Below are 21,392 nucleotides of genomic sequence, written 5' to 3'. Positions count from 1 at the left end.
GTGGGAGCCGGCGGGCGCCGGGGCGGTGCCGGTACGGGTCGCCTTGACGGTGCGGTCGCCCCTGCGAGCGGGTGACCCGCCGGGGAACCTCTTCACGACGGGGTGACGCTCCTTCTTCCGGGCGGTGCCGGCCGGGGACCCGCCGTGGCGGTAAACCCCGGACCGGCGGCAACCGCCCGGCCGGGGGTGACCCGGTCAGGCGGTTGCGAGCGGACGGGCAGGACTCACGGGTTGGAGCCCTTGATCGTCGGGATGGTGCTGGTGCCGGACACCTTGACGGCGTAGCTGCCCTTGAAGGTGGGCTTGGTGGAGGTCGTGACGACCGTGCCGCAGTTGGTGGCCGAGGTGACGGTCAGCTCACCGGAGACGCTGTTGACGGCCAGGATGCCGGTGGAGTTGGTGTAGGTGCCCGACGCCTTGCCGGTCACGGTGAAGACACAGGCGCCGGCGCTCACCTTGGCGCTGATGCTGTCGACGTAGCCGGTGGTGACACCGGTCGTGGCGTTGTAGTCCTTCGCCATGATCTTCCACGGCGTGGTGGCCACGGTCGTGACGTTGCCCAGGAGGCTGGTGCACGGCGTGGTGGCGGTGCCGAAGTTGATGGCACTGATGGTGGCGACCTGCGACGGGTTGCCGGTGTTGCTCGCCATGGTGCCCGACGCGCCCGATGTCGTACACGTCATCGGGATGTTGGCGGTCAGGATGATGTTGCCGCTGTTGGTCGCCGTGTAGTTGGCCGGCGTCGGGTTCACGGTCCAGACCGTGGAGGCGTTCGCGGAGGCGGGGGCGACGGCGATGCCGAACGCTGCCGCGCCCGCGCCCGCCACGACGGCGATCCTTCTGATGGACTTCTTCATGGCTCTGGGACTCTCCTTGGGGATTGACCGGCAGAGACGGACCGCCACGGAACGGATGGAGCGGGAGCCGTGCGGTCCAGGGGATCGGAATCCTCGATCGCGAGCACCGACGTTACTTGCGGGAAACTTGGCCGAACAATGCCGCCGACCATGATTCTTTGAAAAGGACAAGCATCTGTCGACCGGGTGAGCAGTCGGCGCACCCGCTTAGTCATCCGCTGCTAAGGGGTGCGCGCCCCGGATTTTCCCGGCGCCGCGTGCGAGAAGTCCGGAATGCGTCGCCCCGGTCGCTTTCCGGGGTGCCCGACACGCAGCTCGGTGACAAAAGGGCGGCTCTTTTTTGTAGCCCGTCTGACAGGCTGTGAATGGCCGAAGAGAATGTCGTCGAAAACTGCGGACCTGCTCTTGCCCGCCGAGGTTACCCGGCCGTAACGTGCCGGGTACGGCGCTGATCTCCAGGTCGGCGGCCCGCCGCCGGCCGGAGACACGACGGGCGATTTCCGGCCTTTGCCCTCCTTCGGGGCCGGTCGTCCGCAGGCAGGGCCCGCGGATCCACTCCCCCCGGAGGCGCGCGGCCCTGTCCTGTCTCCCGGAGACAAGTGCCGGACCGCTTTTTGTCTGCCCGGTGACAAAGACGGAATGCGCACCAGGAACCCGGTACCTGCCTATTGTCAGTGAGCCGTGCACCGACTTAACGTGCGCTCCTCGGTGCACACCTGACCCACTCTTGTCGGAGGTGATATGGGAATCGAAGTGGTCGTCGAGGGCCTGACCAAGTCCTTCGGCAAGCAGAGCATCTGGCAGGATGTGACCCTCACCCTTCCGGCCGGTGAGGTCAGTGTGATGCTCGGCCCGTCCGGGACCGGCAAGACCGTGTTCCTCAAGTCGCTCATCGGGCTCCTCAAACCGGAGCGCGGCCGTGTCCTCATCAACGGGGTGGACATGGTGAACGGACCGGAACGCGACATCTACGAGACCCGGAAACTCTTCGGGCTCATGTTCCAGGACGGCGCCCTCTTCGGCTCCATGTCGCTCTTCGACAACATCGCCTTCCCGCTGCGCGAGCACACCCGCAAGAAAGAGTCCGAGATCCGCCGCATCGTCATGGAGCGGATCGAGGTCGTCGGCCTGCTGGGCGCCGAGGGCAAGCTGCCCGGCGAGATCAGCGGCGGCATGCGCAAACGGGCCGGCCTGGCCCGCGCGCTCGTGCTCGACCCGCAGATCATCCTGTGCGACGAGCCGGACTCGGGGCTCGACCCGGTCCGCACCGCCTACATCTCGCAGCTGCTGATCGACCTGAACGCGCAGATCGACGCGACGATGCTGATCGTCACCCACAACCTCGACATCGCCGCCACCGTCCCCGACAACATCGGCATGCTCTTCCGCCGCGAACTGGTCACCTTCGGGCCCCGCGAGGTGCTGCTCACCAGCGACGAACCGGTCGTCGCCCAGTTCCTCGCCGCCCGGCGCGAGGGGCCCATCGGCATGTCCGAGGAGAAGGACGCCGCCACCCTCGCCGCCGAGGCCGTACCCCTGCCGTCCGGACCCCGCGAGATCGTGCCGCAACTGGAGCCGTCACCCGGCCTCCCGCCGCGCCGCGCCGTGGAGCGTCGCCGCGAGCGGGTCATGGGCATGCTCGACCGGCTGCCGCCCGCCGCCCGCACGGCCGTCGAGCGCGCCCACGGCCCCTCCGGCGCACCCACGCTGACGCTGCCCACGCACGGGAGCGGCCAGTGATCACCGGAGCGCTGCGGCAGACCGGCCGGCTCTTCGCACTCGCCGCGGAGGTCGGCCGGGCCATCTTCAGACGGCCCTTCCAGTTCCGCGAGTTCATCGAGCAGTTCTGGTTCCTGGCCAGCGTGACCATCCTGCCCGCCGCGCTCGTCTCCATCCCCTTCGGTGCCGTGATCGCCCTCCAGGTCGGCTCGCTCACCCAGCAGCTCGGCGCCCAGTCCTTCACCGGCGGGGCCAGCGTCCTCGCCGTCGTCCAGCAGGCCAGCCCGCTCATCGTCGCCCTGCTCATCTCCGGCGCCGGCGGCTCCGCGATCTGCGCCGACCTCGGCTCGCGCACCATCCGCGAGGAACTGGACGCCATGGAGGTCATGGGCGTCTCCCCGGTGCAGCGCCTGGTCGTCCCGCGCGTCCTGGCCGCCATGGGCGTGGCCGTCCTGCTCAACGGACTGGTCTCCGTGGTCGGCATCCTCGGCGGCTACTTCTTCAACGTCTACCTCCAGGACGGCACCCCCGGCGCCTACCTGTCCAGCTTCTCCTCCCTCGCCCAGCTCCCCGACCTGTACGTCAGCGAACTCAAGGCGCTCGTCTTCGGGTTCATCGCCGGCATCGTCGCCGCCTACCGCGGACTCAACCCGCGGGGCGGCCCCAAGGGCGTGGGCGACGCGGTCAACCAGTCCGTCGTCATCACCTTCCTCCTGCTCTTCTACGTCAACATGGTGATGACGGGCGTCTACCTCCAGATCGTCCCGCCGAAGGGAGGCTGAGGCCGTGGCCTCCCCGCTCGTCTGGCTCGACCGCTCCGGCGACCAGCTCCTGTTCTACCTGCGCTCCCTGCTCTGGGTCCCGCGCACCCTGCGCCGCTACCTCAAGGAGGTGCAGCGGCTGCTCGCGGAGGTCGTGTTCGGCACCGGCGGCCTCGGTGTCATCGGCGGCACCATCGGCGTGATGATCGCGATGACCCTGTTCACCGGCACCGTCGTCGGACTCCAGGGGTACGCGGCCCTGGACCAGATCGGCACCGCCGCGTTCACCGGGTTCGTCTCCGCCTACTTCAACACCCGCGAGATCGCCCCGCTGGTCGCCGGACTCGCCCTGTCCGCGACCGTCGGCGCCGGCTTCACCGCCCAGCTCGGCGCCATGCGCATCAACGAGGAGGTCGACGCCCTCGAAGGCATGGGCATCCGCTCCCTGCCCTACCTCGTCACCACCCGCATCATCGCCGGCGTCGTCGCCATCATCCCGCTCTACGCGATCGGGCTGCTCTCCTCCTACCTGGCCTCCCGCTACGTGACCGTCCTGTTCAAGGGCCAGTCCCACGGCACCTACGACCACTACTTCGGACTGTTCCTGTCGCCCACGGACGTGCTGCTGTCCGTCCTGAAGGTGCTCATCTTCAGCGTCATGGTGATCGTCGCCCACTGCTACTACGGCTACCGGGCCACCGGCGGCCCGGCCGGCGTCGGCGTCGCCGTGGGCCGCTCGGTGCGCAACGCCATCGTCCTGATCGGCCTCACCGACTTCTTCCTCTCGCTCGCCCTGTGGGGCGCCACCACGACCGTGAAGGTGGCGGGGTGAGATGAGCGGACACCGAGGCGAAGTGGTGCGCCGCCGACTGGCCGGCGTGGTGTTCCTGGTGGTGCCCGCCCTGCTGGTCTGGCTCTCCGTCGCCGTCTACGACAAGCAGTTCACCGACTCCGACCCGGTGGTCGTGGAGACCGGCAGCGTCGGCAACGAGATGCACCTGGGCGCCGAGGTGAAACTGCGCGGCGTCGTCGTCGGCGAGGTCCGCTCCATCCACGCCACCGACCACGGCGCCCGGCTCACCCTCGCCCTGCGGCCCGGGGCACTGGCCCACATCCCCTCCGACGTGCGCGCCCAGATGCTGCCGACCACCCTGTTCGGCGCCCGCTTCGTCGCCCTCGTCCCGCCCCCGCACCCCTCCGGCACACCGCTCGCCGCCGGGGCGCGGATCCCGCAGGACCGGTCCGCGAACGCCGTCGAACTCCAGCAGGTGCTCGACAACGTGCTGCCCATGCTCACCGCCGTGCAGCCGCAGAAACTCTCCGCCACCCTCTCCGCCGTCTCCCGGGCCCTGGAGGGACGCGGCGCGGAACTCGGCGACACCCTCACCGAACTCGACGCCCACCTGCGCAGGTTCAACCCCGAACTGCCCGCCCTCAACCGCGACCTGAAAGAACTCGTGAAGGTCAGCCAGGTCTACGCCGACGCCGCCCCCGACATCGTCACCGCGCTCACCGACTTCACCACCACCACCGGCACCCTGGCCGAGAAGGACGGCGAGCTGGCCGGCACCCTCGGCGCCACCACCCGCACCGCCGAGGACCTGACCTCGTTCCTGCGGCAGAACAAGAACAACATCATCCGGCTCAGCGCCACCTCGAAACCCACCCTGCGGCTGCTGTCCGAGTACTCCTCGTCCTTCCCGTGCACGCTGCGCACCCTCGCCGAGTTCGTGCCCCGGATGGACAAGGCCCTCGGCAAGGGCACCGACCGGCCCGGACTCCACGTCGACGTCACCACCGTGCCCTCGCGCGGCGCCTACCTCCCCGGCCGGGACACCCCCTCCTACGACGCCTCCGGCGGCCCGCACTGCTACCCGGTGCCCTACCTCGGCGTCCCCGCCCAGCCCGCCGCACAGGCCCGGGCCACCGCCGGCCAGGACCTCGGGCCCGCCAACTCCCCGCAGGAGAACGCCCTCGTCAACGAACTGCTGGCCCCCGCCGCCGGCAAGCAGCCCGGCGACCTGCCGGACTGGAGCAGCCTGCTGGCCGGACCCGCCCTGCGCGGCACGGAGGTGACGCTCAAGTGACCGCCCCGCGCAGCGCGCACACCCGCCGCCGCCCCCTGACCGGGCCCGTCCTGAAGTCCCTCGTGTTCGTGATCGTCACCGCGCTGGCCACCACCGTCCTCGGACTGAGCGTCGCCAACCGGGGCGTCGGCGACGGCACCCGCTCCTACAAGGCCCTGTTCACCGACGTCACCGGCCTCGTCGACGGCGACAGCGTGCGCGTCTCCGGGGTGAAGGTCGGCGAGGTCACCGACGTACGCGTCGTGAACCACCGCACCGCCCAGGTCACCTTCAGCGTCCGCGACGACCGCACCCTGCCCCGCTCCACGACCGCCGCCGTGAAGTACCTCAACATGGTCGGCCAGCGCTACATCGCCCTGGACCGGGGCAGCGGGGACGTCGGCGGCACCCTCGCCTCCGGCGACACCATCCCCCTCGACCACACCGCGCCCGCCCTCGACCTGACCCTGCTCTTCAACGGCTTCAAGCCGCTGTTCGAGGGACTCTCCCCGAAGGACGTCAACGAACTGGCCGGATCGATCGTGCAGGTCCTCCAGGGCGAGGGCGGCACCGTGGACAGCCTGATCCGGCACATCGGCTCGCTCAGCACCACCGTCGCCGCCAAGGACCAGGTCATCGGCGCGGTCGTGAAGAACCTCGACACCGTCCTGACCACCCTCAACGAACGCGAGGCCGGCTTCGACACCCTGGTCGACACGCTCCGCAAGCTCGTCAGCGGCTTCAACGACGACCGCAGACCGCTGGGCCGGGCGGTGGCCGCCATGGGCGACCTGACCACCGTCACCGCGGGCCTCCTCCAGGACGGCCGCGCCCCCCTCAAGCAGGACATCGGCGAACTGGGCCGGCTCTCCGGCAACCTCGGCGACGCCACCGGCCGGATCGAGGACTTCCTGGCCAAGAGCCCCGCCAAGATGACCGCCCTGGCCCGGCTGTCCTCCTACGGATCCTGGTTCAACCTCTACCTGTGCGAGGCGCGCGTGAGCGGAGTCAGCACCTCCGACGGCTCCAGGCCGCCGACCGGCATCGCGGTCACGGAACAGAGGTGCGGCGCATGACCCTGCTGCAGCGACCCCGCCCCGACGATCAGGCCGTGCCGCCCCGCCGCACCCGCCTCAAGCCCGTCAAGGAACGCAACCCGATCGCCGTCGCCCTCGTCGGCCTGCTCCTGCTGGCCCTGCTCACCGTCTTCGCCTACAACGCCGACCGGCTCCCGCTGACCGGCGGCGGCACCGCCTACAGCGCCGACTTCAGCGAGGCCGCCGGACTCGACAAGGGCGACGAGGTCCGCATCGCCGGCGTCAAGGTCGGCAAGGTCACCGGAGTCTCCCTGGACCGCGGCAGGGTGAAGGTCAGCTTCGAGACCAAGGGCGCCTGGATCGGCGACCGCACCACCGCCGCCATCGCCATCAAGACCCTCCTCGGCGACAAGTACCTCGCGCTCGACCCGCTCGGCACCGCCCGCCAGGACCCCGGCAGCCGGATCCCGCTGACCCGCACCACCTCGCCGTACGACGTCACCCAGGCCTTCCAGGACCTCAGCTCCACCGTCGACCGGATCGACACCCGGCAGCTCGCCGAGAGCTTCGAGACCATATCGCAGACCTTCAAGGACTCGCCGCCCGCCGTGCGCAACGCCGCCACCGGCCTGTCCGCCCTGTCGAAGTCCGTCTCCAAGCGCGACGCGGAACTCTCCGAACTCCTCCGGGGCAGCGCCCGCTTCACCCAGACCCTGAAGAACAAGAAGTCCAGCTTCGAGACGCTCATCGAGGACGGCGGCTCCCTGCTCGGCGAACTCAAGGACCGCCGCGACGCCATCCGCGCCCTGCTCACCGGCAGCAGGGCGCTCGCCACCCAGCTCAGCGGCCTGGTCCAGGACAACGACCGGCAGCTCGGCCCCACCCTCAAGGCACTCGGCCGCGTCACCGACGTCCTCGCGAAGAACAACACCCAGCTCGACAGGACCCTGGCCCTGGTCGGCCCGTACTACCGCCTCGTCGGCAACACCCTCGGCAACGGGCGCTGGTTCGACAGCTACCTGTGCGGGGTCGTCCCCCGCGACTACCTGCCCGCCCGGTCCCAGCCCACGACCGGATGCATGCCGCCGAAGCAGGCCGCGCCGGCCCAGGGGAGCGGAGAGTGATGAGCACACGCAGGAAACTCCTCGCCGCGGCCGTCGCCCTGGCCGTCGTCGCCGCGGGACTCGCCGTCGCCCGCGTCCTGGACTCCGGCGGAACCCGGCTGACCGCCTACTTCGACCGCGCGGTCGGCATCTACGCCGGCTCCGACCTGCGCATCCTCGGCGTACGGGCCGGAGAGGTGACGTCGGTACGGCCGCAAGGCACCCAGGTGCGGGTGGAACTCGAACTCGACGACGGCGTACAGGTCCCCGAGGGGGCACGCGCCGTGATCGTCGCGCCGAGCGTCGTCGCCGACCGCTTCGTGCAGCTCACCCCCGCCTACCGGTTCGGACCCGCCCTCGCGGACGGTGCCGTGCTGCCCGCCTCCCGCAACCGCACCCCCGTCGAGATCGACCAGCTCTACGCCTCGATCACCGACCTCGGCAAGGCACTCGGGCCCGACGGCGCCAACTCCACCGGCGCCCTGTCCGACCTGCTGAGGACCGGCGCCGCCAACCTCGACGGCAACGGCAGGGCCATCGGCGACAGCATCGAGCAGTTCGGCAAGGCCGCCAAGACCCTCAACGGCTCCAGCGACGACCTGTTCGCCACCCTCAGCAGGCTCCAGACCTTCACCACCATGCTGAAGGACAAGGACGCCGACGTCCGCACCGCCCAGGAACGGCTCGCCACCGTCGTCGGGTTCTTCGCCGACAACAAGGACGACCTCGCCGGGGCGCTCGCCGAACTCGGCAAGGCGCTCGGCCAGGTCAAGCAGTTCATCCAGGACAACCGGGGCGAACTGAAGAAGAACGTCGACAAGCTGGTGCCCGTCACCCAGACCCTGGTACGGCAGCGGGCCTCGCTCGCCGAAGCACTGGACGTCGCGCCGCTGGCCGCGGGCAACGTCGTGAACGCCTACGACACCGATCACCGCACCCTCGACGGCCGCGCCGACCTCAACGAGATCAGCATGGGCGGACCGCTGCTGCCGCTGCCGGCCACCGGCGGCGCCGCGGCCACGGGCGGCGCCCCGGGGAAGGGGGAGAGGTGAAGCGCTCCATCCGCACCGGCGGCGCGGCCCTGGGAGCCGGAGCGGGCGGACTGATCGCCCTGGCCCTCGGATTCGCGCTGGCCTTCGGCGCGTTCTCCGTCACCGCCCCCCGCTTCGACGGCATCGAGGACCTTCCGCTGCCCGGCGGCGCCGACCTCGGCTCCCACCCCTACACCGTCACCGCCGAACTCGACGACGTCCTCAGCCTCGTCCCGCAGGCCGCGGTCAAGGTCGACGACGTCGCCGTCGGCCGGGTCACCGCCATCCGCCTCGACGGCTGGAAGGCCCGCGTCACCATGAAGATCAACGGCGATGTGCGGCTGCCCGCCGACGCCGGCGCCCGCCTGGAACAGTCCAGCCTGCTCGGCGAGAAGTACGTCCAGCTCGTCGCCCCCGCCAAGGAAACCGGCAGCGGGCACCTCACCGACGGCAGCGAGATCCCGATCACCCGCACCGGCCGCAACACCGAGGTCGAGGAGGTGTTCGGCGCGCTGTCCCTGCTCCTCAACGGCGGCGGCGTCAACCAGCTCAAGACCATCACCAGGGAACTGAACACCGCCATCGGCGGCCGCGAACCCGAGGTCCGCTCCATGCTCCGGCGCGTCGACACGCTCGTCACCGACCTCGACCGGCACCGCGGCGACATCACCGACGCCCTCGACAGCGTCAACCGGCTCGCCGCCACCCTCGCCCACCGCAAGACCGACGTACAGACCGTCCTCACGGGCCTCTCACCCGGCCTGAAGACCCTGGACGAGCAGCGCGGCGCCCTGCTGACCATGCTGCGCTCCCTCGACACGCTGTCCGGCGTCGCCGTCTCCACCATCAACGCCGGCAAGGACGACATGGTCGCCAACCTCAAGGCGCTCGCGCCCACCCTGAGAAACCTCGCGGACGCGGGCGCCGACCTGCCCGACTCGCTCCAGGTGCTGCTGACCTACCCGTTCACCGACGAGGTGCTGCGCGGCGTCAAGGGCGACTACCTCAACGTGTACCTGAACATGGTCGCCCTACCGGGTACGCAGGTCATCCCGGCCCTGGTGCCGCAGACCGGCCCCTCGCCCTCGCCCTCCGCCCCCGCGGCGGCCGGCGCCCGCGGCGCGAACGGCCGGACACCGGCCGCCGCCGGGACCGGGAAGGCCGCGGGGAGCGGGACCACCGCGGGGACGGGGAAGGCCACCGCCGGGTCCACGCCGGCCGCCCGGACCTCCCCGTCGGCACCGCTGCCCCTGCCGTCCGTCCCCACCCCGGCCCAGGACGGAGGCCGCCAGCAGTGATCACCCTCGCCGTGCGCCTGAAGAACCTCGCCTTCCTCGTCATCGCCGTCCTCGTCCTCGGCTTCGTCGGCATCCGCTACGCCGACCTGGGCCGCTACGCCGGCGTCGCCGACTACTACACCGTCGACGTGCAACTCCCGCGCACCGGCGGGCTGTTCACCCACTCCGACGTCACCTACCGCGGCGTCTCGGTGGGCCGCGTCGGCCCGATCGACCTCACCGGGGACGGCGTCGTCGCCGAACTGCGCATCAAGAAGTCCGCCCCGCGCATCCCCGCCGACACCCGGGCCGTCGTCGCCGGGCTGTCCGCAGTCGGCGAGCAGTACATCGACCTGCGGCCCCAGGGCGACAGCGGCCCCTACCTCGCCGATGGCGCCCGCATCGAGCAGTCCGACACCCAGGTCCCCGCCCCCGTCACCGACGTGCTCACCAGCGTGAACGACCTGACCAAGTCGGTACCGCTGGACGACCTGCGCACCGTCGTCGACGAGTTCGGCAAGGCCTTCGAGGGCCACGGCGACGACCTCCAGGTCCTGCTGGACAACGGCAGCGAGTTCGTCCGGGCCGCCGACCGCAACCTGCCCGCCACCACCCGCCTCATCGACGACGGCGAGACGGTCCTGCGCACCCAGGCCGAAGAAGGCCGCGCCGTACGGGACTTCGCCACCGGCGCCAGGCAACTCGCCCGCACCCTCAAGGGATCCGACGCCGACCTGCGCCGGCTGCTCACCGTCGCGCCCGACGCCGCCACCCAGATCAGCGGCGTGCTGCGGGACCTCGACCCCAGCCTGGGCGTGGTCCTCGCCAACCTGCTCACCACCTCCGAGGTCGCCGTCACCCGGCAGCACGGCATCGAGGAACTGCTCGTGAAGTACCCGGCGGCCGTCGCCGCCGGCGCCACCGCCGTCGACGGAGGAAAACTGAACCTCGGCATGGCCGTCACCTTCTTCAAACCCCTGCCCTGCACCGCCGGTTACGGCGCCACCCGCTACCGCAACGGCCTCGACCTCGGCACCGCACCCGCACTCAACACCGGCGCCTCGTGCACCGCCCCGGCCTCCAGCGGCATCGGCGTACGGGGCTCGGCGAACGCCCCGGGCGGCGGCGCGGTGCCCGACCCGGCCGCACCCGCCTCCCTGCCCTCCGGCAGCGGCGCGCGGACCACGGGCGACGGCACGGCGGACCCGGGCACCGGGGGCCCGCTCCCCCCGCCCCTGCCGGGCGCGCTCGCCCTGCCGGGCGTCGGCGACGGCTCACCGGCCGGCCTGGCGGGCCTGCTCGCCCCGGCGGGCGGGGGTGACCGGTGAGGCGGGCCCGCGTCCTCGCCGGCGCCGGACTGACGCTGGCGCTCGCCTTCTGCGGCACGGGCGCGTGGACGTACGCGCAGGCCCGCGGCGACGACTCGCTCGCCTACGGCCGCCAGCGCGACGCCGCACTCGCCGACGGGCGCGGCGCCCTCACCGTCCTCACCACCCTCGACGCCTCCTCGCCGCAGAAGGCGAAGGCGGGCATCCGGGCCTGGCGCGACGCCTCGACCGGCCCGCTCCAGGACGAACTGGGCCGCACCGCGCCCAGGACGGGCGCCTCGGCGCGCGGCACCGTCACCGACGCCGCGGTCACGGCGCTCGACACCCGGGCGGGCACCGCGAAACTCATCGCGACGGTCCGTGTGGACGTCACCCCGGCCGGGTCGGGGACACCGACCACGGACCGCAAACGCCTGGAAGCGGTCCTGCTGCGCACCGGTGACGACGAATGGAAGGTCAAGGCGCTGGACGCGGTGCCGCTCGCACGGACGGCGGGGGAGGACGACGGCCGATGACACGGCTGCTGCGCAAGGACCGCCGGGAGCGGGAAGGCGGGGAGCGGACCCGGGAGGAGCGGGCGGATCAGGTGCGCGCGGAGGACGACCCGGAGGAGAAGGCAACGTCCGGGACCGGGGAGAAGGAAGCGTCCGGCACCGAGGAAAACGCGCCCGGGGTCGAGAAGAAGGAAGCGTCCGGCACCGAGGAGAGGACCGCCTCCGGCGCCGAGGGAAACGCCTCCGGCACCGGGGGAAACGCGCCCGGCACCGGGGAGGGGCACGCGCGCGGCACCGGGGAGGGGCACGCGCCCGGCACCGATGAGGGGGACGCGTCCGGCGCCGGAGGGCCCGACGAGGACGGGGCACCCGCGCGCCGTTCCCGGCACCGGACGCTCCGCCGGGCCGCCCTCGCGGCGAGCGCGCTCGTCCTCGTCCTCGCGGGCGGCGGCTTCTTCTACGGCGCCCACCAGCTGCGCTCCGCACCCTCCGCCCGGAACACCGCCCTGACCGACGACGAGGCCACCACCCGGGTCGCCGGGGACGTAGGCAACGACCTCGCCCGCGTCTTCTCGTACACCCCGGACGGCCTAGACGCCACCGAGCGTTCCGCGCGGTCCGTCCTCACTGGGAAGGCGGCCCGCCAGTACACCGCACTCGTCGGCCGGATCCGCGCGGACGTCGCCAGGGAGCGGGTGACCCTGAGCACCCAGGCCGTACGCGTCGGGGTCGTCCAACTCCACGGCGACGAAGCCGAGTTGCTGGTCTTGCTGGACCAGGTGTCCCGACGGGGCAAGGGCAAGGCGTCGGCCGCGGCGGCCCAGCTGGCGGTCACCGCCCGACGGGAGGGGGACCAGTGGCGGATCGTCGACCTCCAGAGCCGCTGACGGCACACGCGAGACGGGAGCATCCCATGAAACGCACGGTCCGCACCCTGCCGGCCGGACTGCGCGCACTGTACGCGGCCCTCGCTCTCACCCTCCTCGCGGGCGGGTTCGCGGCGTGGGCGGGCTGGGACTGGTACGACGCCGCGCACGACGACTCGGCGGCGTACGCGGTCCAGCGGGACCGGGCGCTCGCCGCCGGGGAGCAGGCCGTCGAGAACCTGAACACCCTCGACCACCGCAGCGTCGACCGCGGCCTCGACCTGTGGGAGTCCTCGACCACCGGTGACCTGCACGACCAACTCGTCGCCGGCCGTAAGGAGTTCACCGCGCAGGTGAAGACGGCGAAGACCGTCACCACGGCCCGGGTGCTCTCCGGTGCCGTCTCCGAACTCGACGACCGGGCCGGCCGGGCCCGGGTGCTCGTCGCGCTGCGGGTGACGGTGAAGGCGCCCGGCGGCCAGAGCACCGACAAGGACAGCCGCATGCTCGGCGAACTCACCCGCACCGGCGGCGGATGGAAGCTGAGCGCCCTGGGCCAGGCACCCGTGGGCGGCACATCAGCCGGCTGACCCGGCCCGCAGCCGCGGCAGCGGCCGGGCGCACGAGAGGACGACACCCGATGCCCACGACCCGCCACCACATCAACCGCCAGCGCCGCCGCCAGGCGCGTGAACCGCGGCCCGAGACCCCGCAGGCCCGGGCACGGACGGCGGCCCCAGCGGCGGACGACCCGGAAGCGCCCGGGAGCGGACGGCCCCGTACCGGTGTCGCCGTGCTCCCCGCCCGGGCCCCCTCCGCCGTCTCCCCGCCCCGGAGGACCGAACGCGCGGCGCCGGCGGAGGCAGCGCCGGAGGCGGCTCCCGGGGCGGCACCGGACACGGATCCGGTCACGGAGGCGGACGCGGAAGCGCTCACGGAAGCGGACCCGGAACCGGCCCCGGGACCGGACACGGACGCCGGCACCACGAGCCGCCGTCCCCGCCCGCGCCGGTCCCCGGCGCTGGTCGTGCTGTGCCTGCTGACCCTCGTCCTCGGCGGCTTCGCCGGGTGGGCGCACGGACGCGCCCAGAGCCTGCGGGACGACCCGGCGGCCCGCAACACCGCCCTGACCGATCCCGCCCGCACGAGCGAGGTCAAGGGGCAGACGGAGAAGGCGGTCGCCGCGCTCTTCTCCTACGACCACGCCGACCCCGCCGCCTATGACAAGGCCGTGAAGACCCTGCTCACGGGCAAGGCCGTGGCGCAGCACCGGGCCCTGCTCGACAGTGTGCGCACCCGCGCCGACCAGCAGAAGGCGGTCATCACCACCACGGTCACCGACAGCGCGGTGGAGCGCGTCGACGGCGACCGGGCCCGGGTCCTGGTCTACGCGGACCAGAGCAGCGTCAGCACCGCCGGGAGCAAGGCCGGCGCCAAGGGCGGCCGGGGAGCGCAGGGCAGGCAGGCGGCGCAGGACCAGGGGACGTACGCAGGCGCCATGTTCGCCGTCGATGTCGTACTGCGGGACGGGCACTGGCTCGTCTCCGGCATCGACACGTTCGGCCGCTGAGGACCACCCGCCCCACCGAAGACCTTCCGGGCACACCGCGGCCCACCGACAGGGAGTGACAGCCATGCCCGCACGCCGCGTACGACGTCTGCGCGCCCGTACCCGCAAGGGCCTGCGGACCACCGCCATCGCCGTGGCCGCGGTGGCGGCTCTCACCGCCTCCCAGGCCCCCGGCGCGCCGGGCGCACCCGGGGCGGCCGGGAGCGGTCCCGGCCGTCCGGCGGCCGACGAGGAGCGCACCCCGGCGGCCGGTGCCGTCCCCTACACGCCCGCCGCCGGGACGCCCGGTGACGGCTCGTACCACACCGAACTGCCGCCCCTGATCACCACCGGCACGCCCCTGACTCCACGTCAGGAGACGGAGATGAGGGCCGAGTCCGGGATCCCGGGCACCGTGCTGCGTGCCTACCGGGCGGCCGAGCGGTCCGTCGCCCGTACCGACCCCGGCTGCCGGCTGCCCTGGCAACTGCTCGCCGCGATCGGCAAGGTGGAGTCCGGCCAGGCGCGCGGCGGGGCGGTCGACCGGCAGGGCACGACGCTGGGCCGTATCACCGGCCCGGCGCTCGACGGCCGGGGCTTCGCGCTGGTCCGGGACACCGACGGCGGGGTGTACGACGGCGACAAGGTGTACGACCGGGCGGTGGGGCCGATGCAGTTCCTGCCGTCGACCTGGGCCGGGTGGGGCGCGGACGGCAACGGCGACGGCCGCGCCGACCCGAACAACGTCTTCGACGCGGCCCTGGCAGCCGGACACTACCTGTGCGCCGGGGACCGGGACCTGGGCCGGGCCGCGGACCTGGACCGGGCCGTCCTCAGCTACAACAACTCGCGGGCCTACCTGGACCTGGTCCGCTACTGGCTGGACTTCTACCGCCGGGGCGTGCACAGCGTGCCCGACGGGAAGGGCGTCGTCCCGAAGTCGCCCGGCGCGGGCGGCGACACCCCGGCGACGAAGCCCGCCGACTCGGGCGGCGCACCGGACGGGGGCAGCGGCGGGGGCGGCGGGATCCTCGTCGAGCCGGATCCCGGCGGCCCCTCCGGACCGGCCACCCCCGCCCCCTCCCGCCCCCACCCGGCCCCGCCGGCCGGACCGTCCTCGCCGGCGCCCTCGCCCACCGGGAGCCAGGGGCCGTCCCAGCCCGGTTCGCCCTCCCCGGACCCCTCGGGGTCCTCCACCGCGGACCCGTCACCGACGTCACCGACACCGCAGCCCAGCGGGCCGACGGCCCCGGACCCGGGCGGCTCGGCGTCCCCCTCCTCCTGCCCACCGCCCTCGCCCGGTGGCTCCCCGGACGCCACGGGGCAGCCGGCGGCCCCGGCGGACGGCGATCCGACGGCCGGCCCGTCGTGCCCGCCGGGACAGGCGGCGAGCAGGTGACGACGGCGACGGCCGGCCGGCAGGGCGGACGAACGGCACCCGGACCCGGCCCACGGCCACCTGCGCCCCCCGGCTGACCCCGCGAGCACCCGGGCCCGGCGAGGCGGCCGTCCGGCCGCCGCGTCAGGCGCCGGGGCAGACGGTGTCCGAGCGGGCCGTGGCCCAGCCCTCTCCCTCGGCGCGGACGCTGATGTGCGGCTGCGGTGCCGGCGTGCTCACGCCCCCGGCGACGGATGCCGGAGGCGTGGCGGCGTACGAGGGGACCGCGCGGTCCTCGCGGTCCGCGGAAAGGCGCAGCGTGTCCGCCGCGGTGCAGGTCAGCTGCTCCATCGCCAGGCTGTCCAGCCGGCCCACCCCGGCGGGGAAGCGGACGGAGACGACGTTTCGGCCGACGCTCACCGCGACCGGACCCGGAACCGCGGGCAGGGACGTGGTCAGCGCCCGGGCCTCGCTGCTGTCCGGCCCGGACAGCAGCAGCCGTACGGCCGCGGTGACCAGGTCGGCGGCGTCGTCGGGTGCGCGCCGCGGGACGGCACGCAGCGCCCCGTCGGCCACGAAGTAGACCGTGATCCGGGCGGCGACACCGACCGCCGGGGCACCGGCGTCGATGACACCCGACGTGGGCACGCCGCAGCCCGCCAGCGTGAGCAGGGCGCCGGTGAGGGCCGCCGTGCGCAGGGCGCGTCTCATGCCTCCTCCTCTCCTGCGTGGTCCTCGCCTTCCCGGGCGGGGGCGGTGTCCGTGCCGGGGCGGGGGCGCAGCGGCAGTTCGACGGTGAAGACCGCGCCGCCGCCCGGTGCGTTGGCCGCCCGCACGCGGCCGCCGTGCAGGCGTACGTTCTCCGCGGTGATGGCGAGCCCGAGACCGCTGCTCTCGCTGCGGGTCCGGGCCCGGCTGGCCTTGTAGAAGCGTTCGAAGATGTGCGGCAGGTCGGCCTCCGGGATGCCGGGACCCCGGTCGGTGACGGTGATGACCGCCCATCCGCCGGCGGCGGTCAGCCGCAGCGTCACCGGCGGTGCGCCGTGCCGCAGCGCGTTGCCGACCAGGTTGGCCACCACGACGTCCACGCGGCGCGGATCGACCAGGGCCCGCGGCGCGCCGCTGTCCGGCAGCTCCGTGCGCACCTGCTCCAGCCACCCGCGGGCGGCGAGGGTGCGGCGGACCGACTCGGCCAGGTCGATCTCGTCGGTGCCGAGTTCGGCGGCGCCCGCGTCGAACCGGGAGATCTCCATCAGGTCGTCGACCAGGCGGGCCAGCCGCGCGGTCTCCTCGCTGACGAGCCGTACCGCCTCGCCGGTGACCTGGTCCAGACGGGACGACTGCTCGTCGAGGACGTCGGTGACCGCCGTCATCGCGGCGAGCGGGGTGCGCAGTTCGTGCGAGACGTCGGCGGCGAAGCGGCGGGCCCGCGCCTCCATGCGGCGCAGCTCGGCCACCGACTCCTCCAGCGCGGCGGCGGTGTCGTTGAACGTCCGCGACAGTTCGGCCAGTTCGTCGGAGCCGCTGACGGTCAGCCGGGTGTCGAGGTGTCCGGCGGCCATTCGCCGGGTGGCCCGTCCCAGGGCCCGCACGGGGCGCAGCACACCGCGGGCGACGAGCAGCGCGATCAGGACGGCCAGACCGAGCGCGGGCAGGGTGGCCCGTTCGATGGCGGTGATCAGCGCCTCGACGTAGAGCTGTTCGGTCTCCTGCGGGACCACCAGGTAGAGCACCAGGCCGGTGGGAGCGGAGGTGACGGCGACCGAGGAGGCGTACGTGACGGGCAGCCCGACGACGAGGTAGGCCCGGCCGTCGTGGTGGACCCGCTGGAAGACCGCGGCCGGCCGGGTCCGTACGGAGTGCCGCAGCTCGGGGGTGAGCACGTCGAAGCTGTCCTGCGGCCCGTAGACGGCTTTCAGCTCGCCGTAGGTGGCGAGGAACCGCCACTGCTGGGAGCGGTGCGTGTAGGCGAGGTCGGCGACTATGTGGTTCAGGTCGAAGCGGTCGGGCGTCTCGGGGTAGCCGGGCGCCCGCGCGTCGACGCTGTCCCGGAACTGCCGGACCACAGCGTCCTGGCTCTGCTGGAGCACGCCGGTGCGCGCCTCACGGAAGGTGAGCACGCCGGTGCTCAGGCAGCTGACGACGGCGACGACGGTGAAGCCCGCGACGAGCCGGAGCCGCAGGCCGCCGCGCAGGGCGGGAGGGCGCAGTCTCACGGCGAGCGGAAGCAGTAGCCGAAACCGCGCACGGTGTGGACGTAGCGGGGGGCGCCGCCCAGTTCGCCGAGCTTGCCGCGCAGGCGCTTCACGCAGGCGTCCACCAGGCGTATGTCCCCGTGGTAGCTGTGTTCCCAGACCGCTTCCAGGAGCTGCTGGCGGCTGAGGACCTGCCCGGGTGAGGCGGACAGCGCGAGCAGCAGCCGCAGTTCGGACGGGGCGAGGTCCACCGGCTGCCCCCGGTGGGTGACCCGCAGGCCGGCCCGGTCGATGCCGAGGTCCCCGTGCGTCTCGGCCCGGGGGCGGGCGGCGACCGGGGAGGGGGCGTCCAGTCTGCGCAGCAGGGCGCGGATCCGGGCGTCGAGCACCCTTGCCTGCACGGGTTTGACGACGTAGTCGTCGGCCCCGGCCTCCAGGCCGACGATCATGTCGACGCTGTCGCCCTTGGCGGTCATCATGATGATCCCGACCTGCTCGCGCGCCCTGATCCGCCGGCACACGTCGAGCCCGGGCAGGCCGGGCAGCATGAGGTCCAGGACGACGACGTCCGGGCGGAAGGGGCCGAGCCGGTCCAGGCCCTCCTCGCCGGTGGCGGCGGCGCAGACGTCGTGCCCCTGGTGGCGCAGGGCGAGCTGGACTGCCTGGCGCACGGCGGCGTCGTCTTCGATGAGCAGGATCCGGGGCATGTCGCTCAGTATGTGCGGACCGCGAACGGCGCCGGCCGCGGGGGCCGCCCGCGCGGGGAACTGTTACGGAAGGATCATATGAGCACCGCGCTCACCCCCCGGACGACCGCCGTTACGGTTCTGTGACCTTTCGGTCCACAGGGCATCACATACGGTCACCAGCCTGGGCGCCATGCCAGGAACCACATCCCGCCCGGACGCCGGGACCGGCGCGGACGGCAGGCCGAGCCGCCGCGCCGCCTCCCGCCGTACCGGCACCCGCCGCGCCTCCAGACGCCGCGTCCGCCGCCGTCGCCCCCTCGTCGTCCTCTGCGCCCTGGTGGCGGCCGGCTCGCTCGGCGCCGCGGCCCTGCTCGCCTGGACGGGGGGCGGCGACGGCAAGGGCGGCGGCCCGTCCGCCGCGGCCGGCCGGAGCGCGGGACAGGGCCCGACGCAGGCGGCGGACTCCGTCCGGCACGCCGGGGGCCGGGCGACGCCGGAGCCGGAGACGTCCGGGACGGCGGCGGGGAAGAACACGAAGCGTGACCCAGGCAAGAGCGGGGACGGGGAGCCGGACGCGGGGAAGGGCGGCGGCGGGAAGGGCAACGGCATCTTCCACACCGCACGGGCCTCCGGGAAGGTGGCCGGGCACGGGACGGTGCGGCGCTACGAGGTCCAGGTCGAGGAGGGGACCGGGGTCACGCCCGACGAGGCGGCCCGCGAGATCGAGGGCGTCCTCGCCGACCGGCGGGGCTGGACCGCCGACGGGCACGACGCCTTCCAGCTCGTCTCCCGGGGCGCCGTCGACTTCGTGGTGAAGATCGCCACGCCCGCCACCGTGGACCGCATCTGCGGCGCGGCCGGACTGCACACCCGTGGCGAGGTCAACTGCGACGTCGGCAGCCAGGTCGTCGTCAACCTCAAGCGCTGGAACCAGGGTTCACCCCAGTTCTCCGGATCCCTCCACGACTACCGCGCCCTGATCATCAACCACGAGGTCGGCCACCGCATCGGCCACGGCCACGAGACGTGCCCCGGTCCCGGGCGGCCCGCTCCCGCGATGATGCAGCAGATCGACGGGCTCCGCGGGTGCGTCGCCAACGCCTGGCCCTACGACTCCCACGGGAACTACCTCGGCGGCCCGGCCGTGCCCTGACCGCCGCCCCTGACCGCCTTCCCCGGAAGGTGACCGAAAGCGGCCCCCCTCGCCGCCCTCCGCGCGGACCCGTTCCGCGATCACTTTGTGGGTATCCACGAACTCTTCCGGACGGATGTGAGCGCATCGTAGGAACTGTTGACGTGCTTCTGTAACGTAGCTAACGTCGCCCCACCCCTCAACGAAATGTTGATTCCATCATACGGAAGGTTGGGGTCGTGCTCAGGTCAAGATCAACTTTCTCCGCCGCAGCATCCCCGGGCGCGGAGACACCGGGCGCGGAGACAGCTCCCCGCCCGGAGGACGAACGGCTCCCCGCCCGCCAGCTCGTCGCCTACGGCTTCCAGCACATCCTCACCATGTACGGCGGCATCATCGCCCCACCGCTCATCGTGGGCGGGGCCGCCGGACTCAGCGGCACCGAACTGGGCCTGCTGGTCACGGCCACCATCTTCGTCAGCGGCCTCGCCACCCTGCTGCAGACCCTCGGCGTGCCGATGGTCGGCGCCCAGCTCCCGCTCGTGCAGGGCGCCACGTTCGCCGCCGTGTCCACCATGACGGCCATCGCGACCCGCAGCCACGGCCTGCCCGCCGTCTTCGGCGCGACCATCGCCGCGGGCCTGGTCGGCCTGGTGGTGAGCATGTTCTTCGGCCGGGTCGTACGGTTCTTCCCGCCCGTGGTGACCGGCACGGTGATCGCCGTCATCGGACTCACCCTGCTGCCGGTCGCCTTCGGCTGGGCCTCCGGCGGCGGGGAGGGGTCCGCCAAGGGCGGCAGCATGGCGGACGTCGGCCTGGCCGGCGCCACGCTGCTGATCATCCTCGTGCTGTCCCGGGCCGGGAAGCCCGCCGTCTCCCGCCTGTCGATCCTGCTCGGCATCGTCCTGGGCACCGTCCTCGCCGCCGCACTCGGCAAGGCCGACTTCTCCGGCGTGACGAAGGGAGCGACCTTCGCCCTCCCCGAACCCCTCGCCTTCGGGGCACCCCGGTTCGACGCCGCCGCCGTCATCTCCATGGTCGTCGTCGTGGTCGTCGTCCTGACCGAGACCACCGCCGACATCATCGCCGTCGGTGAGATCGTCGGCACCGAGGTCGACGCCCGCAGGATCGGCGACGGCCTGCGCGCCGACATGATCTCCACCAGCGTCTCCCCGCTCTTCGGCGGCTTCGCCTGCACGGCCTTCGCCCAGAACGTCGGACTCGTCGCGCTGACGAGGATCAAGAGCCGTTACGCCGTCGCCGCGGGCGGCGGGATCATGGTCGTGCTCGGTCTGTTCCCGGTCCTCGGGCGCGTCGTGGCCGCCGTGCCGCTGCCGGTGCTCGGCGGGGCCGGACTGGTGCTCTTCGGGTCCGTCGCGGCCAGCGGCGTGCGGACCCTGTCCACCGTGCGGTTCGACAACAACCTCAACCTCGTCGTCGTCGCCACCGCCGTCGGCTTCGGCCTGATCCCGGTCGCGGCGCCGCACTTCTGGGACGAGTTCCCGCACTGGTTCGCGCTGATCATGTCCTCCGGCATCAGCGCCGCCAGCGTGGTCGCCGTCCTCCTCAACCTGCTGTTCAACGAGACCCGGTGGAACCGTGAGGACGCCTCGGTGTTCGCCGCGGCCCCGCCGAAGGGCGTCATCCCGCCCGGGCAGAGCGACACCGGGACGGCCGAGCAGTCCCACACCGCGCACGACACCCGAGCGCCCGGAACGGCCGGCGTGCACCGTACGGACGGGCCCGCCGACGTGGACCGCAAGGACGGAAGGAACGGCGGGGAGCACACGCAGGGCGCGGGCGGCGCGCGTGGCACGGAGCGTGCGGACGGCGGGGAGACGGCGGACCCGGACCGCATGGATCGTACGAGCCCGCACGGCGTGTAAGCGGTCGGAGCCGGCCGGCCGATC

General features: G+C 73.0%; 20 protein-coding genes. 16 read left to right on the top strand and 4 right to left on the bottom strand.

Annotated features, from left to right (window positions below; genetic code table 11):
• Positions 1–224 precede the first annotated feature (224 nt).
• Positions 225–857, bottom strand: a complete 633-nt coding sequence (locus tag AC6I72_RS07420) for a hypothetical protein (RefSeq protein WP_498000074.1) — start codon at positions 855–857, stop codon at positions 225–227.
• A gap of 741 nt (positions 858–1,598) precedes the next feature.
• Here AC6I72_RS07420 and AC6I72_RS07415 point away from each other — a divergent pair.
• The 14 genes from AC6I72_RS07415 (at position 1,599) to AC6I72_RS07350 (ending at position 15,487) form a co-directional block, all read left to right on the top strand.
• A complete protein-coding gene (locus AC6I72_RS07415) occupies positions 1,599–2,597 on the top strand; it encodes an ABC transporter ATP-binding protein (RefSeq protein ID WP_498000073.1) in 999 nt (332 codons plus the stop codon).
• Positions 2,594–3,358 carry an MlaE family ABC transporter permease gene (locus AC6I72_RS07410; RefSeq protein ID WP_498000072.1) on the top strand — a complete coding sequence of 255 codons (765 nt, stop codon included), beginning with the start codon at positions 2,594–2,596 and terminating at the stop codon, positions 3,356–3,358. Before AC6I72_RS07415 ends, AC6I72_RS07410 begins: the two co-directional genes overlap by 4 nt.
• A gap of 4 nt (positions 3,359–3,362) precedes the next feature.
• Positions 3,363–4,169, top strand: coding sequence for an MlaE family ABC transporter permease (locus tag AC6I72_RS07405; protein WP_498000071.1), 807 nt, complete (start codon positions 3,363–3,365; stop codon positions 4,167–4,169).
• 1 nt (position 4,170) lies between these two features.
• A complete protein-coding gene (locus AC6I72_RS07400; protein ID WP_498000070.1) occupies positions 4,171–5,424 on the top strand; it encodes an MCE family protein in 1,254 nt (417 codons plus the stop codon).
• Positions 5,421–6,479 carry an MCE family protein gene (locus tag AC6I72_RS07395; RefSeq protein ID WP_498000069.1) on the top strand — a complete coding sequence of 353 codons (1,059 nt, stop codon included), beginning with the start codon at positions 5,421–5,423 and terminating at the stop codon, positions 6,477–6,479. The genes AC6I72_RS07400 and AC6I72_RS07395 overlap by 4 nt, the downstream gene beginning before the upstream one ends.
• A complete protein-coding gene (locus tag AC6I72_RS07390) occupies positions 6,476–7,564 on the top strand; it encodes an MCE family protein (RefSeq protein WP_498000068.1) in 1,089 nt (362 codons plus the stop codon). The genes AC6I72_RS07395 and AC6I72_RS07390 overlap by 4 nt, the downstream gene beginning before the upstream one ends.
• Positions 7,564–8,595 carry an MCE family protein gene (locus tag AC6I72_RS07385; RefSeq protein ID WP_498000067.1) on the top strand — a complete coding sequence of 344 codons (1,032 nt, stop codon included), beginning with the start codon at positions 7,564–7,566 and terminating at the stop codon, positions 8,593–8,595. Before AC6I72_RS07390 ends, AC6I72_RS07385 begins: the two co-directional genes overlap by 1 nt.
• Positions 8,592–9,872 (top strand): MCE family protein, encoded by a 1,281-nt coding sequence (locus AC6I72_RS07380; RefSeq protein ID WP_498000066.1) that lies wholly within the window; start codon positions 8,592–8,594, stop codon positions 9,870–9,872. The genes AC6I72_RS07385 and AC6I72_RS07380 overlap by 4 nt, the downstream gene beginning before the upstream one ends.
• Positions 9,869–11,179 carry an MCE family protein gene (locus AC6I72_RS07375; protein ID WP_498000065.1) on the top strand — a complete coding sequence of 437 codons (1,311 nt, stop codon included), beginning with the start codon at positions 9,869–9,871 and terminating at the stop codon, positions 11,177–11,179. Before AC6I72_RS07380 ends, AC6I72_RS07375 begins: the two co-directional genes overlap by 4 nt.
• Positions 11,176–11,694: a hypothetical protein gene (locus tag AC6I72_RS07370; RefSeq protein WP_498000064.1), complete on the top strand. Its 519-nt coding sequence runs from the start codon at positions 11,176–11,178 to the stop codon at positions 11,692–11,694. The genes AC6I72_RS07375 and AC6I72_RS07370 overlap by 4 nt, the downstream gene beginning before the upstream one ends.
• Positions 11,691–12,560 carry a hypothetical protein gene (locus AC6I72_RS07365; RefSeq protein ID WP_498000063.1) on the top strand — a complete coding sequence of 290 codons (870 nt, stop codon included), beginning with the start codon at positions 11,691–11,693 and terminating at the stop codon, positions 12,558–12,560. The genes AC6I72_RS07370 and AC6I72_RS07365 overlap by 4 nt, the downstream gene beginning before the upstream one ends.
• 26 nt (positions 12,561–12,586) lie before the next feature.
• Positions 12,587–13,129, top strand: coding sequence for an Rv1363c family protein (locus AC6I72_RS07360; protein ID WP_498000062.1), 543 nt, complete (start codon positions 12,587–12,589; stop codon positions 13,127–13,129).
• Positions 13,130–13,179: 50 nt separating this feature from the next.
• Positions 13,180–14,109 carry a hypothetical protein gene (locus AC6I72_RS07355; protein WP_498000061.1) on the top strand — a complete coding sequence of 310 codons (930 nt, stop codon included), beginning with the start codon at positions 13,180–13,182 and terminating at the stop codon, positions 14,107–14,109.
• Positions 14,110–14,173: 64 nt separating this feature from the next.
• The gene (locus tag AC6I72_RS07350) at positions 14,174–15,487 is read left to right on the top strand and encodes a lytic transglycosylase domain-containing protein (RefSeq protein ID WP_498000060.1); all 1,314 of its coding nucleotides are present in this window, start codon (positions 14,174–14,176) and stop codon (positions 15,485–15,487) included.
• A gap of 123 nt (positions 15,488–15,610) precedes the next feature.
• On the opposite strand, the gene AC6I72_RS07345 is transcribed toward AC6I72_RS07350, so the two are convergent.
• Genes AC6I72_RS07345 through AC6I72_RS07335 form a run of 3 tightly spaced genes read right to left on the bottom strand, consistent with a single transcriptional unit; the run spans position 15,611 to position 18,368 of the window.
• Complete coding sequence (locus AC6I72_RS07345; RefSeq protein WP_498000059.1) at positions 15,611–16,177, bottom strand: GerMN domain-containing protein; 567 nt, start codon at positions 16,175–16,177, stop codon at positions 15,611–15,613.
• The gene (locus AC6I72_RS07340; protein ID WP_498000058.1) at positions 16,174–17,682 is read right to left on the bottom strand and encodes an ATP-binding protein; all 1,509 of its coding nucleotides are present in this window, start codon (positions 17,680–17,682) and stop codon (positions 16,174–16,176) included. The genes AC6I72_RS07345 and AC6I72_RS07340 overlap by 4 nt, the downstream gene beginning before the upstream one ends.
• The gene (locus tag AC6I72_RS07335; RefSeq protein WP_498000057.1) at positions 17,679–18,368 is read right to left on the bottom strand and encodes a response regulator transcription factor; all 690 of its coding nucleotides are present in this window, start codon (positions 18,366–18,368) and stop codon (positions 17,679–17,681) included. Before AC6I72_RS07335 ends, AC6I72_RS07340 begins: the two co-directional genes overlap by 4 nt.
• A gap of 172 nt (positions 18,369–18,540) precedes the next feature.
• Between AC6I72_RS07335 and AC6I72_RS07330 the strand changes: the two genes are divergently transcribed.
• Together AC6I72_RS07330 and AC6I72_RS07325 are read left to right on the top strand one after the other, a co-directional pair.
• The gene (locus tag AC6I72_RS07330) at positions 18,541–19,503 is read left to right on the top strand and encodes a DUF3152 domain-containing protein (RefSeq protein ID WP_498000056.1); all 963 of its coding nucleotides are present in this window, start codon (positions 18,541–18,543) and stop codon (positions 19,501–19,503) included.
• Positions 19,504–19,721: 218 nt separating this feature from the next.
• Positions 19,722–21,368, top strand: coding sequence for a nucleobase:cation symporter-2 family protein (locus tag AC6I72_RS07325; RefSeq protein ID WP_498000055.1), 1,647 nt, complete (start codon positions 19,722–19,724; stop codon positions 21,366–21,368).
• Positions 21,369–21,392 lie beyond the last annotated feature (24 nt).

The sequence above is a fragment of the Streptomyces sp. Xyl84 genome (genome assembly GCF_059731885.1).
The sequence above is the reverse complement of the archived record's forward strand: the minus strand, read 5'-3'. Positions and strand labels throughout refer to the sequence as shown.